The 14,850-nt window shown below is 41.7% G+C and carries 9 protein-coding genes; 8 read left to right on the top strand and 1 reads right to left on the bottom strand.

Features of this window, described 5'->3' with window-relative positions:
• Positions 1-58: 58 nt before the first annotated feature.
• A complete protein-coding gene (locus ACO06Y_RS19690; RefSeq protein ID WP_422080752.1) occupies positions 59-655 on the bottom strand; it encodes an RNA polymerase sigma factor in 597 nt (198 codons plus the stop codon).
• A 99-nt stretch (positions 656-754) separates the two neighbouring features.
• Between ACO06Y_RS19690 and ACO06Y_RS19695 the strand changes: the two genes are divergently transcribed.
• The 8 genes from ACO06Y_RS19695 (at position 755) to ACO06Y_RS19730 (ending at position 14,229) form a co-directional block, all read left to right on the top strand.
• Complete coding sequence (locus ACO06Y_RS19695) at positions 755-1,936, top strand: FecR family protein (RefSeq protein WP_422080753.1); 1,182 nt, start codon at positions 755-757, stop codon at positions 1,934-1,936.
• A gap of 97 nt (positions 1,937-2,033) precedes the next feature.
• Positions 2,034-5,468, top strand: a complete 3,435-nt coding sequence (locus ACO06Y_RS19700; protein ID WP_422080754.1) for a SusC/RagA family TonB-linked outer membrane protein — start codon at positions 2,034-2,036, stop codon at positions 5,466-5,468.
• A gap of 17 nt (positions 5,469-5,485) precedes the next feature.
• Positions 5,486-7,276, top strand: coding sequence for a RagB/SusD family nutrient uptake outer membrane protein (locus ACO06Y_RS19705; RefSeq protein ID WP_422080755.1), 1,791 nt, complete (start codon positions 5,486-5,488; stop codon positions 7,274-7,276).
• A gap of 175 nt (positions 7,277-7,451) precedes the next feature.
• A complete protein-coding gene (locus tag ACO06Y_RS19710) occupies positions 7,452-9,485 on the top strand; it encodes a Sip1-related alpha-galactosidase (RefSeq protein ID WP_422080756.1) in 2,034 nt (677 codons plus the stop codon).
• Positions 9,486-9,494: 9 nt separating this feature from the next.
• Entirely contained in the window at positions 9,495-10,319 is an 825-nt protein-coding gene (locus ACO06Y_RS19715; RefSeq protein ID WP_422080757.1) for a sialate O-acetylesterase, read from the top strand.
• A 5-nt stretch (positions 10,320-10,324) separates the two neighbouring features.
• On the top strand, positions 10,325-11,956 hold the full coding sequence (locus ACO06Y_RS19720) for a sulfatase (protein WP_422080758.1): 1,632 nt from the start codon (positions 10,325-10,327) through the stop codon (positions 11,954-11,956).
• A 1-nt stretch (position 11,957) separates the two neighbouring features.
• Positions 11,958-12,869 (top strand): 3-keto-disaccharide hydrolase, encoded by a 912-nt coding sequence (locus ACO06Y_RS19725; protein WP_422080759.1) that lies wholly within the window; start codon positions 11,958-11,960, stop codon positions 12,867-12,869.
• Between the two features lie 766 nt (positions 12,870-13,635).
• Complete coding sequence (locus ACO06Y_RS19730) at positions 13,636-14,229, top strand: GrpB family protein (protein WP_422080760.1); 594 nt, start codon at positions 13,636-13,638, stop codon at positions 14,227-14,229.
• Positions 14,230-14,850 lie beyond the last annotated feature (621 nt).

Here is a 14,850-nt window from a genome sequence, read left to right on the forward strand (position 1 = left end):
AAAAACAGCATAATATACAGTAGTTTTGTCTACCGTAGTTGTTGATTTGACTATTCGACTAAGACTTCTGTCTTAAATCCACTCCGAAGAGTAAAAGGAAAATTCCGTTCATTTTAGCATCAAGGGTTTTGCGTAAAATGGAAAATGCCTTGGTAATATGGCCTTCAACGGATTTTGTAGAAATATTTAAGTATTCGGCTATTTCAATATTGGTGAGCCCCTCTTGTTTACTTAACAAAAAAGCTTGTTTGCATTTAGGTGGAAGGTTCTCAATTTCTTTTTTCACATGTACAATGAGTCTTTCCATAGAATTTTCGGAATCTTCCTGAACAAAAACCTTTAACGAGTCGATATGTACTTTTTCCAATGAAAAAACAGGTCTCTTTTTTCGGTATTGGTCGATAAACCCATTATAAACGGATTTGTATAAATAATTTGTTAAGTCAATATCATCCTTTAATTTTTTGCGCTGCCTCCAGATTTTCATAAAAACGTTCTGAACAATATCCTGGGATAAATCATAATCACCGATAAGACCAAAAGCATAGGTGCACAGCTTATGATGGTAGGTTTCAACCAAATATGTGTATGCTTTTGAATCTCCCTTTTTTAAGCCTTTAACAAAGGTAATCTCATTAATATAATTGATTTTCATTACATGAAAATTGAAATAATCATGATTTTTTTGAAAAAATATAAAAATAATTAATAAAAAAGTAAGGGATGTGCAAAATTAGCACGTTTCAATTAATGTATGATATCGAGAACCATTCAAAACCTAATTGCAAAATACTTAACAAAACAAGCATCCCTTTCCGAACTGGATGAGCTTTCCAGATGGATGGAGAACGATTCAAATAGACAAGAGTTTATAAAATATCTGAAAATCAACCATGCGATCGATTTCAATATGAAAAAGTTTGGTACGGATAATTCCAAAAGGCAATTACTGAAATTTATAGATCGGGAAAAGAGGGGGAATAGGGTGCGAAGTGCATTTAAATTCATGAAGTATGCCGCAGCAATCCTGATATTTATGGGTATTGGATACTTTTTTAGAAATGGGATTTCGGAAAATGGGCAAGGTTCAATTGAAGAGAAGGCAAATCCCCCCTTGGTGGTTGGTGATGAAATCAAAGTGGGTACGGATAGGGCCATCCTAACTCTGGAGGACGGCTCGCAAATTAATTTGGAAAAAGGAAAAACCATACGTACAAAAAACGTAAAAAGCAATGGCGAAGAGTTAGTTTACGATTCTTCCGATATAACGAGTACCGAGATAGCCTATAACTATCTGACCATTCCACGAGGAGGTCAATTTCACATAAAATTGGAAGATGGAACTTTGGTATGGCTTAACTCGGAAAGCCAGTTAAAGTATCCTGTAGCTTTTATCGAAGGGGAAGCAAGAAATGTGGAGTTGGTCTATGGGGAAGCCTATTTTAAGGTCTCCCCGAGCACCGAACATGAAGAAGCAACATTTAAGGTTTTAAACGCATCCCAAGAGATAGAGGTTCTAGGAACGGAATTTAATGTAAAGGCCTACAAGGACGAAACGAATATTTATACCACATTGGTAGAGGGTAAAGTAACCATTGGTACGGCCACGGCAAAGCGGGTCTTGGAGCCTAATCAGCAGTCTAATTTGGACCTTAAGAATAACAGTATTAGCATTAACCACACCAATGTGACCTATGAAACATCATGGAGAAAGGGACTCTTTAGTTTTAAGGGTAAATCTTTGGGAGAGATTGCCAAGGTACTTTCCCGGTGGTACGATGTAGACATACTGTTTTCCAGGCCAGAACTTAAGACCGTGAAGTTCAATGGTGTGTTAAGCAAAGAAGAAGCTATCGAGGAAATATTAAACAGTATTTTAAGCACTAATTTTATAAATGCCTATGAGATAAAGAATAAAACCATTACGATAAAATAGAAAAGGGGGATAAAGTATATACCTGGACAGTACGCTGCTATTATCCCCTCTTTGAATCAATTGATTAAAAATGTTTAACCAACTAATACTCAAATTTATGAAAATTAAATTTACCAACCATCTTTTCCGTAAGTGGAAAGAGCTACTGAAGTTCATCATGAGAACCTTTATATTCTTGCTTTGTTCCACAGTATTCGGGTTCACAACGGGTGATATCTTCTCACAAAACACCAAAATCCGCATTGATGAAGATAAGTTGGCCTCTATTGATGAAGTCTTTGATTTGCTACGAGATCAGACCGACTATACGTTTATATACCAAGAAGATCTTTTTAAGGATGCACCCAAAGTACAACTAAAAAAAGGGATTATTCGGGCCAATAAATTATTGGAAGCCTGTTTTTCGGGAAGGGATTTCAAGTTGGAGTTTAAAGGCAAAAAAATTGTGATCATTGCACCTGATTCTTCGGGCACGGATCAGCGGACATATACGATTACCGGTATTGTTACGGACAAGGATGATGTGCCCTTACCGGGGGCCAGTGTGTTCGTTGTCGGGACCACAACAGGAACCCAGGCCGATTTTGATGGTAATTTCACAATAACCGTTCCGGAGGGAGGGGTTCTTGAGGTTACCTATTTAGGATACTCTCCTCAGCGCTTTACCATCACTCAGGATGAGAATTTACAAATCCGTTTACAAGAGGATGCGGCATCCTTGGACGAGGTAGTCGTAATCGGGTATGGTACTGCTGTCAAGAAAGATTTAACGGGGGCGGTCTCCTCTTTTGATCAAAAGGCTGTAGACCGCCAGCCAGGGGCAACCGATGTTTCCGAATTGATGAGAGGGGCCGTACCTGGATTAAATGTGGGAACAAGTACCGATCCTTCGGGAAACTCGAGCTTGATCGTTAGGGGGATTACCTCATTTAGGACGGGCGACGATGACCCTACCTTTGGGGCAAATAATGCGCCCCTTTTGGTAGTAGATGACGTTATTTTTCAAGGGAGTATCTCCAGTATCAATCCGGCGGATATTGCGAGTGTCAATGTATTGAAAGATGCCAGTGCCGCCGCGGTCTACGGATCTAGGGCAGCCTCCGGGGTAATTATTATTACCACGAAAAAAGGAACAACCGGAAAACCTATTATAAACCTACGGAGTGCAGTAGGTTTTGCGCATGCCGGTAGTGTAGAAGAGGTCTACGGCCCGGGCGAATATTTGGATTACAAAGGGCAAGTCTTCGACGTAATAGATGGAGGAAACGAATTGGGCTATTATCAGGATCCCAATAACCTACCAGATGGTGTAACCTTAAATGATTGGTTGGAATATGATGGGCTTGGGGGAACACAGACCGATCCTGTGGAAATATGGTTGGATAGACTGGAAATGAGCGATATTGAAAAGGAAAACTTCAGGCAAGGCAATATATTGGATTGGAGGGACATCATTTTCCAAACTGGCCTTAGGACCAATAACACGGTAAGTATTTCCGGTAAGACGAAAAATGTAAGTTATTACACGTCCTTGGGCCATGTAAGCAATGAGGGGATACTGCTTTTCGAAAAGGATGAAACCCTTAGAGGAAGGCTTAACCTGGAGATGAAAATCAGTGATTTTTTGTCGGCAGGCGTTAATTTACAGGCCTTTACCCGAACGGCTCCCAGGAATTTGCCCGACCATCTGCTGATTTATGATCGGCAAAGCCCGTACGGCAGTTTGTTCTATGAAGATGGGGAATTTAGGCATTTTCCCTATGATGATGCCTTGGCCCCCAACCCTTTTTTATGGGAGTATGAAGATAATAGTTTCAAGCAGCGAGAACTTTTTACAAACATCTTTGCAAAAGTGAAATTACCCTATGGTTTTTCGTTTCGGGTCAATTGGTCCAACCGTGCCAATTATATCCAAGATTATCGATTTATACCCGTGATAGCTACGTTGGGAGAAGGGGGCGATGTGGGTTCCAGGAGGGATCTATTTAGTCAACGATGGATGGTGGACAACATCCTAAACTGGAACAAGACCTTTGGGGACGTCCACAACTTTGATGTAACCTTCTTGTTTAATATTGAAGAAGCGGAGACATTTAATAGCTTTCAATCCAATTCTGAATTCAGTCCCAATGATAGGCTATCCTACCATAACCTGGCACTCGGTGCCAACCCTGTCCTGACCGATGATGATACCGCTGATACACGTTCTACCGCCGATGCCATAATGGGAAGATTCAGCTATAACCTACTCGATCGCTATTACTTGACCGCCACGGTAAGACGGGACGGCTATTCAGCATTTGGAGTGAATAATCCCAGGGCTACATTTCCGTCCATTTCTTTGGGATGGAGGTTATCTGAGGAGAGTTTTATGGAAAAGGCGGAGTTTATGGATAATCTTAAATTAAGAGCATCATGGGGGCGGAACGGAAACAGGGATATTGGGGTCTATTCTGCCTTGTCCAGATTACAAGGTGTTCCCTACATCTATGACCGATCTACCGTAATAGGGGTCAATGCTTCAGAACTCGCTAATTTGGATTTGAAATGGGAGACCACGGAAGCCTATAACGCAGGTTTGGACTTTGGTCTTTTCGGTTCCCGAATATCGGGGTCTATAGACGCGTATTATAGTCTGACCGATGACCTGTTGCTTCAGCGATCATTGCCAAGGATTACAGGTTTTGAGGATGTATTTGCCAACCTCGGCGAAGTGGAGAACAAAGGGCTTGAGGTGGCCCTCAATACTGTGAACATTGACAATGATAGTTTTAGATGGTCATCAGCTGTCGTGTTTTCGTTTAACCGAAACAAAATCAAGAGCCTTTATGGGGATATCGTGGATGTATTGGATGATGATGGAAATGTAATTGGTCAACGGGAAGAGGATGATATTGAGAACGATTGGTATATAGGCCATGCCATAGACGAGATCTTTGACTATAAGATTATTGGCGTATGGCAGGTAGGTGAAGAAGCAGAGGCCGAGACCTATGGCAGGGTACCCGGTGACTTTAAGATTTTGGATGTCAATGATGATGGGATTATCGATTTTGACGATCAGGTCTTTCAGGGGAATAGACTACCGCAGTATCGGGCCAGTTTACGGAACGATTTCGTATATAAGAATTTTGACCTGTCCATTTTCGCGAACGCCCTGTTGGATTATAAGGGTATAAATGATGAACATTTTAATTTTCGCGTCCAGCAACAAAGGCTCAACAAGATAAAGACACCTTTTTGGACACCGGACAACCCTACTAATGAATGGGCCAGATTGGATTCGAAGAATTCCTCACCTGAAACCAATTGGTATGCGGACAGATCTTTCATAAGGATACAAAACATAACCTTGGGCTACACGTTTCCCCAGACTATATTGGATAAGTTCAATATCAAGTCTTTGAGGCTCTATGCCAATGTTCAGAACCTTCCGGCATTTTCCTTGGGAGGATGGGAGTATGGGTGGGACGTGGAAACGGGTGTCCCTACACCTCTTCTTACCGCATTTGGTTTGGATTTAAGTTTCTAATTAAAAACATACAAAAAATGAAAATATATAAATATAGCTTTGTTGCACTACTATTTCTAGCGTTCGGTTGTTCGGAAGAACGGTTGGAGCCGGATCCCAAATCATTCTTTACTCCGGAAAATACCCTTGTTGACATAGCCGGACTAGAATCCGTTGTGGTTAGTATGAATAGCCGTTTTAGAACTGAATACGCCCGAGTTGACGACCATAATCTAATGTGGGAATGGAATTTTTCGGATTTTACGGTCAATGGAGCGCCGCCTGCAAACGTTCCCCACAACCTTGAACTGCAAATGAGCCCCAATTCTACGGAAGATCGAGCCGTCGGTAGCTATTGGAATCTTGCCTGGGAAAGTATTAAAGATGCGAATTTGATCATAAACAGGGTCGGTCCCATAGAGGCTCCGGAGCAAGTAAAGAATCAGCTGCTCGCCAAAGGCTACTTTGGCAGAGCCTATTGGTACTATAGGTTGGTCCATCAATTTGGAGATGTGCCTTTACATTTAGAGGAGATTTCATCCCCCAAGCTCGATTTTTATTCGCATTCCAGAGAGACAATTCTTGAAAAGATTACCGAAGACCTTGAATTTGCAGTGCAATGGCTGCCAGATTTCGTGGAACCTGGTGACGTTAATCGTGCCGCAGGATCTTTTTTATTGACGAAATGCTATCTTTCGCTTCGTGAGTTTGACAAAGCCATCGCAGAAGCATCAAAAGTTATTGACGGAGGACAATACGCTTTGATGACCGCTCGCTTTGGAACCACTGAAGAACAGTTCTTCGGATATTCGTTTTTAGATCCGGCAGAGTTTGATGTCATATGGGATCTACATCAAAAATTCAACAAAAGCCTTGCGGAAAATACGGAAGCTATCCTGGTGGTACAAGATCAACATCTGACCGAGGGGAATGTGTCCAATGTAGGTACTGCCAAAATGAGGGATTATGTTCCGGTCTGGTGGCAGGCAAGGGATCCCAACGGAACACGGGCCTGTACCGATCTTGATTTTGGTACCGGGCTTAGAATGATCGAGCAATTAGGGCGTGGCGTGGGAAGAATGGTACCTTCCCAAGAGTTCCGCGACCTACGTGACGAAGATCCCAACGATTTAAGATATTCACAAAACAACTGGTTTGGTATGGAACGTTATGTCTATAACGACCCAAATTCAGATTTTTTTGGACAACCCTTTGACCCAGCCTCAGTTACGGATATTCGTCAATGGTATCCCATAGCGTATAGTAAAATGGTTTATATTGATGAAACGGGAGATCCCCGTCCAGCAAGGGCATCCAGTGATGAATATGTTTTTCGACTTGCGGAACTGTATTTACTTAGAGCGGAGGCCCATTGGTGGAAAGGGAACGTGGCAAGCGCAACTGCCGATGTTAATGTGGTTAGGGAAAGGGCGCAGGCCATACCAGCCGCCTCAGTGGATATAGACTATATATTTGACGAACGGGCCCGGGAATTATATACGGAAACCCCGAGAAAGACCGAGCTTACCCGTGTAGCTTACATTATGGCCCAGTTGGGAATGAACGGCTATTCCTTGGATGATATGCACCAGAGCAATTGGTTCTATGATCGGGTCATTAGCAGGAATCATTTTTATAGGGACGAAATACTACAAGGGGCGAATATTTATAGAATATTACCTTATCATGTGTATTGGCCTATCAAAGAGGAAGAAATAAGGGCTAATTCGTTGGGCAAAATAAATCAGGCGATGGGCTATCCAGGTTCTGAGACCAATATCGCACCACTTACGGATCCCAACCAGACCAAACCGGAAGGAATAGAGTAGTGCTTGAGTTTTGTTAGTTTGAAACACGCCCTGTTTTTGGGGCGTGTTTTTATCCTTTGCCCTTGATTCATAATGCAAACCTTGATTTGAAATGAAGCCAACATTCCCATTACAAAAGTTTTTTACAACCATGTTAACTGTTAGTGTTTTGCTCTCATGTGGTGAAAAACAAGATATGGATTCTTCTATAGCCAACAGTATCGATATTGGCACTGGTAAAGAAGATAATGTCATTGTCGTTGAATCAACAGATGCGGTGAATACGCCTTCAAAGCGGCAAATTCTCCTACCAGAGTTCAAAAAATATGTACATGTAGCAGCGGATGCCAAACACTTCCGGTGGATTGGGGCCAGTAATAGGATGTTTCCATGGACTGGTAAAAATGACCTTACATCCATCTTTGCACCAAAAAATCCAACACCTCCCAGGATTCCCGATCCCAACCGCCGGGCATTGACCATGATGTTCAAGTTGACAAATGGAAATTACCTCACGCTCCTACCACTATCTGGCGAAGCTAGTGTAAGTTGGTTGGAGGTGACCGAAGATGGTGAACTTATTTTGGATTATGGGTCACTGGGAACCGAATCCATACCCGAAAACACCAATATTCCGTTGCTCGCATGGTATGAATCCGAAAATGTTTATGAATCCATCGCAAAGACTTGGGAATTGGCTATTAACGATGATAAAGTCAAAGCCGAAGGCAGTCTTCGGTCAATCAAGAAATATCCCGAAGCCTTAAAATACTTAGGCTGGTGTACTTGGGAGCAGTATCGCAAAGACATCAATGAAGAAATTTTGGTATCGGCCATTGATAAGATTGAGGGTTCAGGGGTTCCGGTCCGTTGGTTTTTGATTGATGACGGACATCAGGACGATGAGTCCGGGTTTTTAAAATCATTTACACCGAACAAGGAAAAATTTCCCAACGGATGGCAACCTATCATATCCAGAAAAAAGGAGGACGCCGTAAAATGGATGGGGATATGGCATGGTTTTTTGTCGCACTGGAATGGAGTACACATAGACCATTCCATGCAAGAATTGGTGCCGTTTCTTGTCCCCAACCCCGATCGTAAAAAAGGGTTGTTGCCAAAGGACGATATGGCGTCTAGCGAAGCATTTTATGAATACCTCGTCACAACGATAAAAGGGCAAGGGTTCGATTTTATGAAAACGGACAATGTATCCCGATCAACCTTGGAGTACACCGCACTTGCCAATGCCTCCAAAGCGCAACGGCAAAATGTGCTGGCACTGGAAAGGGCCTGCCATGAACATGGCATCGGCCTTATGAATTGCAGTGCCCAAAACACGATTGGTATGTTAAATGCCTCCAACAGTGCCACTATGCGTACAAGTCCCGATTATCAAAAGCATAATTTACCCACTTCAAAATCACAGATTCTGCAATCGATCTTTAATGTACTTTGGCTTGGGCAAACCCTATGGCCGGACCATGATATGTTCCATTCCTCGGATCAAGAAGTAAGGGAGAGCATGTCCGTTACCAAAGCAATGTCTGGTGGCCCGATTTATGTATCGGACGACCCTGCTGATTTCAACAAAGAAGTGATTATGCCTTTGTGTTATGAAGATGGCTTGTTGGTCAGGCCTGAAGCCCCTGCCGTGCCATTACCTGAAAGTATCTTTAACGATGCACTTTATGAGTTCGGGAACGTCTACAGGACCATAGCTCCCTTAAAGAACAAGGCCTGTGCCATTACCGCTTATAACCTGAGCATTAAGGCCACCCAACCCTTAAGGGGCTCTATACAAAAGGAGGATTACACCTATGCATCTGCAATGATACAGCCTTATACCGGCCCATGGGAAATGCCCAAAGAAGGGTTGGTCATTTATGATTGGAAGGAGCAAACAGGCAAAAAACTAAATGGACAAGGGCTAGAATTCCAAATAGATGGATTTGGTCATAAGCTTTTCCTTTTATGTCCGATCAAAAATCAGTGGGCGGTTATTGGTAGGCCCGATAAGTACCTGTCTCCAAGTACGGTAGAGATATTGGACACCTCAGCCAATGCAATTACTTTGCGGATGGAAGAAAAAGGCCCTATACTATTGTATTCGGCAACGGGAACGCCTTCCTCGGATTACTTGGTTTTTTCAGCCATGGGCAATGATTTTTACAAAGGAGTACCTTTAAAAAGGTATCCTAATGACAATAAATTGAAAATTTCGAGATAAGACTAAAACATGTGCAAGTTTCTAAAATCTCTTTTGTTTCTGATTGTCCTGATAGGATGCGGTGAAAATACCAATAGTGATGAAACAACCGGAACATCCCGACAGAAACAGACATTGGAATTACCACAACAATCTAACCTATGGGTGTTTGTAATGGCCGGTCAATCCAATATGACGGGCCGCGGAACAATAGAACCCCGCGACACCATCCGGAACAATAGAATTTTTGCTATCAATAACAAGAATGACATTGTCCTTGCCCAGGAGCCCTTACATTTTTATGAACCATCAGGAGCTGGATTGGATTGCGGGATGTCGTTTGGCCTGGAAATGCTGAAAAATGTACCGCTGGAGGTCTCCATACTGCTGATTCCAACAGCTGTGGGAGGGAGCTCCATTGAACAATGGATCAATGATGAAACATGGCGTGGTGTGGCACTTTCCAGCAATTTCAGGGAACGGGTCAAGGCATCACAAAAACACGGAACGTTAAAAGGGATACTCTGGCATCAGGGCGAGTCCGATGCCCATAAGGGAAGAACCAAAGAAGAACATCTAGAAAATATGGGAACCTTGTTCGGAAGGCTCAGGGCGATTGTGGGACAGGCAAGTTTACCGATAGTAGTGGGAAAATTGGGGTCTTTTGGTATTCAACAGAAGCAGTGGGACCAAATCAATGCGTCCATTGAAGCCTATGCCTCATCGGATGATTTTTGCGAGGTCATCGAAACTTTTGATTTGAAACATAAAGGGGATTCCCTCCATTTTAATTCGGCCGCCCAGCGGGAAATGGGAAAGCGTTATGCAAGGGCCATCTTAGAACTTATAAATTGAATAGTATGAAAGCGCTTTTGGCCATTATTCTTGTATTCTTCATAGCATGCTGCTCTTTGGGGTGCATTTCAAAATCCTCCGAAGCAAACCTTGATGATCATCGAACAAATAAAACCAATATCATTTTGCTGATGGGAGATGACCATGGTTGGGAGGAAACGGGCTATAATGGACACCCCTTTCTAAAAACGCCCGTGTTGGATGATATGGCCAAAAATGGGATGGTTTTAGATAAATTTTATTCAGCCCATCCGTCCTGTTCACCTACCAGGGGCAGTATCATTACGGGAAGACATCCCAATAGATATGGAACTTTTACACCAGGTTGGTCGATCAGGCCCGAGGAGATTTCCTTGGCCCAACTGATCAAGGACAAAGGCTACGCCACGGCCCATTTTGGAAAATGGCATTTGGGGCCGGTAAAAGCAACATCTCCTACCAACCCGGGGGCAATGGGATTTGATACATGGGTATCACATGATAATTTTTTTGAGATGGATCCCATGCTTTCCAGAAATGGTGCCCCACCAATAAAAATGGAGGGTGAAGGTTCTGAAGTTGTTATCGATGAGACGATTTCCTTTATCAGCGACTCAAAAAAAAGGGACATCCCATTTTTTACCGTCGTATGGTTCGGATCGCCACATGAACCGTATCAGGCACTGCCAGAAGATCTGGCACTCTATAAAAACCTTCCCGATAGTCTTGGTAATACGCTGGTAGGCTTAACCTCTTTAAAAACCGGAACTCGTGTCAACAGGCCTTTGGATTCCGTGCTGCAAGAGCGCTTTGCGGAGATTACTGCCATGGATAGGGCCATTGGCAAATTAAGAAACTACCTAAAAAAGGAAGGGATAAGGGACAATACGCTCATTTGGTATTGTGGCGACAATGGAATTCCCCCTAGCGGATTGTATAACTCTATGTTCCACGGTTTAAAGGGTACGGTGTACGAAGGGGGTACAAGAGTCCCGGGCATCATTGAATGGCCGGAAGGAATATCTGGGCCCATATCTTCGGATGTACATACGGTAACCACAGATATTTTTACGACCCTGGCCGAAGTGATCGGCTTTGAACTACCGGATCGGCCTTTGGATGGAATAAGCCTCATACCGGTAGTACAAAGGGAAATGAAAGAGCGTCCCAAGCCCATCTGTTTCTGGAATTTCGATATCACACACCTTACGGATACGAATCAGTATATTAAACCTGAATTACAAGTAGGGGCCACACCTTTGGTAAAGAAGTCCGGCGATGTATTCACAAGAACATTTAGAAATTTCCACCACAAAACAATTGATGAAAAAGATTATTCGGGAGACCGGGCCATTCTTGACAATCGCTATAAGCTGGTCATAGCCAATCGTAACAGCGAACTTGCAAAGGAACTATATAACATTCAAGACGATCCCGGCGAAACGAATAATCTTATAGATGACTACCCCAATATTGCAGTGGACTTGGAAAGACAAATGAAGGTGTGGCAACGGTCAGTGCTTGAAAGCTTAATGGGGAAGGATTATAAAGTTCATAGGAAAATCGAAAAGAAACAAAAGTCGATGATTGAAGGCGTTTGCAATTGGCAACCTTTCCTGACTATAGTTTTTAGCCTGGATTTTGCAAGAACGCAATGAAATGAACCAAAATGAAATGAACCAAATGGATATAACGGATATACCCATCTTGTATTTTAGCATTGGTTTTTTAGGGCTATTGATTTCCTGCAGTTCTGCACAAACCAAATCATATTCAAAATCGGATGGGAAGGATATTTCACTATTCAATGGAAAAGATTTGAGAGGCTGGTATACGTATCAACGGGAACCAGAACCCACCTCAGAAGTCCAAGGGCTGAAAAAAGAAGACGGAAAGTATGTTGAACCCATTGGATTGCACAAAGACCCTCTAAATGTATTTACGGTGGTAAATGAAGATGGGAAGCCTGCCATCCGCATTTCCGGTGAAGTATTCGGTGTTCTGGCAACCGAGCAAGAGTTTGGAAACTATCATCTAAGTATGGAGTTCAAGTGGGGAGTGAAAAAATATCCACCAAGAAATGATAAAAAGCGAGATAGTGGCATTCTCTATCATTCCGTAGGAAAAGATGGGGCTATGGGCGGTGCATGGATGCGCTCGGTAGAACTACAGGTTCAAGAGGGGGATGTTGGGGATTTGTGGTGTGTTGATTCTACAACCGCCCGAGTGAGAACCATACCATTGGAAAACAAAAAATTTCAATATCATCCAGAAGGAGAAATTCGATCTATTGACATGAGAGAAGATAGGTTTTGCCAGAAATCGGAAGACTTTGAAAAAGGACAGGGGGAGTGGAACCGATTGGATATCTATGCCTATGGCAGGGAAAGTTTCCATGTAATCAATGGAAAAAGGAATATGCACCTAACGGATATTGGTCAGATCGTGAATGGTAAGATTCAGTCATTGACTAGTGGAAAAATTCAGATTCAGTCGGAAGGGGCGGAAGTATTTTACAGGGATATTGTGCTTAGGCCGATTGAAAGAATGCCGGATTTCAATCAGAAATAGAATCAAAACACAGTAATTGACCACCTTTAAATGATACAGATGGAATTAGGAAAAAATTAAATATTGTGCTTTGCAAAATGAAAACAAATAATTGTGCCTTTTCCCCTTAAAAATAATCAAGGGTATAGAGCCTATTGTTTCGTTAAAAACAACTATTTAAATGACTTTGTTTAAGAATTGTTAGTTGGTTAGTTTGCAAATTAGAGGGGTCTGGGCTGAATTTTTATATACATATGTACTTGGGGCCCTCTTTAAAGGAGATTTATCGCATATAAAGCTTGAAGTGAAGCTATTGACCATATGAAAATGTACATTGTTACTACAGTTTTTCATTATCAAATTAATTAAGTGCGGATTGTTCCATTGAAAGTGGAGGCTTGCTAAAGAGAAAATTATTATTTCGGCACCCGTTCCTTTAGTTAGCTTCTTATATATAACTCATAGCTTCCGAGCAAGTCTTTGCCTATTCGTAGAAATCTCAAAACAAGAAGCAAATCTGAGCAGGCAAAAGTCCTTCAATAGAAGCAAAACAACCTATTGATTCTACAAAAGAAGAAGTGCCGCAAAGAGGCAAATTAATAGGACTTAAAGTGAAGATGCATAGTTCCCTGAAAAAGGTTGAATATTTGGGAATTCTTTACAGAGTGGCCACCCTTCTTTTTTAGCCAAATTCATAAAGGGTTGAGGAATTTATTATCTTATGTGGCGTAATCGTATTCTGAAAACATATCTAAAGTCACAAGGTAGTTCCTAAACCCACCGCAAAATGAAAAAGACCCTTTACGACCTGACCAAAGAGGATTGGAACAGGCTCTTCCCGGTCGAATTGGTAGATCACGACCGTAAATGGAAAACCATCTACGAAGAGGAGAGAGCACGAATATTTAAAAAAATAGGGAATAAAAGAATATTACGAATTGAACATTTTGGGAGCACATCGATTCCTGGTATCAAATCAAAACCCTACATTGATTTGTTAATCGAGATTCCAAAGGGATTATTGTTCGATGAAAACCTTATCGCCGAGTTCAAGGAATTGGGATACGTCCATTTCAAAGTCCCAGAAAGGGGCAATATAGCAGCATATTCCTCATTTGGAAAAGGTTACAACCTTGAAGGAGAAGAAGAACAGATTTTCCATATCCATATGTGCCCGAAAAACAACTTGATGTGGAAACAGATTGACTTTAGGGACTATTTGAACTCCAATCCTGAAAGGGCAAGCCAATACGAAAAACTAAAAATCGAATTGGGCACTAGGTTCAGAGATGACAGAGGGGCCTATGTTCTTGGAAAAACTGATTTCATAAACGAAACTTTGGACATTATCACTGGGGCATATCGCGAAAATGAAACATAGTCGATAAATTAATCGGGCTTTCCTATTAACATCTTCATGTGGCTTTAACTTTTAAACCTTTGTCCCATGATGCATGTAAGTACCAAATTTTTAGCTAGTTCTAGCATTCTTTTTTGAACTTTCAATATAGAAAAGAACTAGTGTCCTGAGAAATGTTGGATTAATGATACTTCTGTAAAACTATGATTATACTTAAAATGCGCATTCAAATATCTTGAGGCAAAACTATTTTGTGTAATTACCCTTGGCATAAGAAGCCAAAATACCACTATTTGAGGATTTGCAGTTGTTCAGGAAATAAAAGAATAGTATATGCAGAGGGTAATGTGCCACTTCGGGTTCTTCGCTAATTCTTTCTTTAGTGGTTTAACATAGTTCTTTGGACGCCACTTTTACTGTCAGTGGCATACAATAATTTCTTACCCGAAACAACCTTTTCGATTTTGTCGTACTTAGAACAATTATTCGAAATGCTTAATATATACTATGCTTTTATGCGAAAGTGATACAATAAGGATTAAATTTTATTAAAAATATAATTTTGTGGTTAGTGTTTATTTATCTTAACTTGGAGTCAGTTCTGTATTAATTACGAAAATATAGTTCTGATATATGCGGAAA

Origin of the sequence: Ulvibacterium sp. (assembly GCF_965228935.1) — a bacterium.
Taxonomy (GTDB): domain Bacteria; phylum Bacteroidota; class Bacteroidia; order Flavobacteriales; family Flavobacteriaceae; genus Ulvibacterium.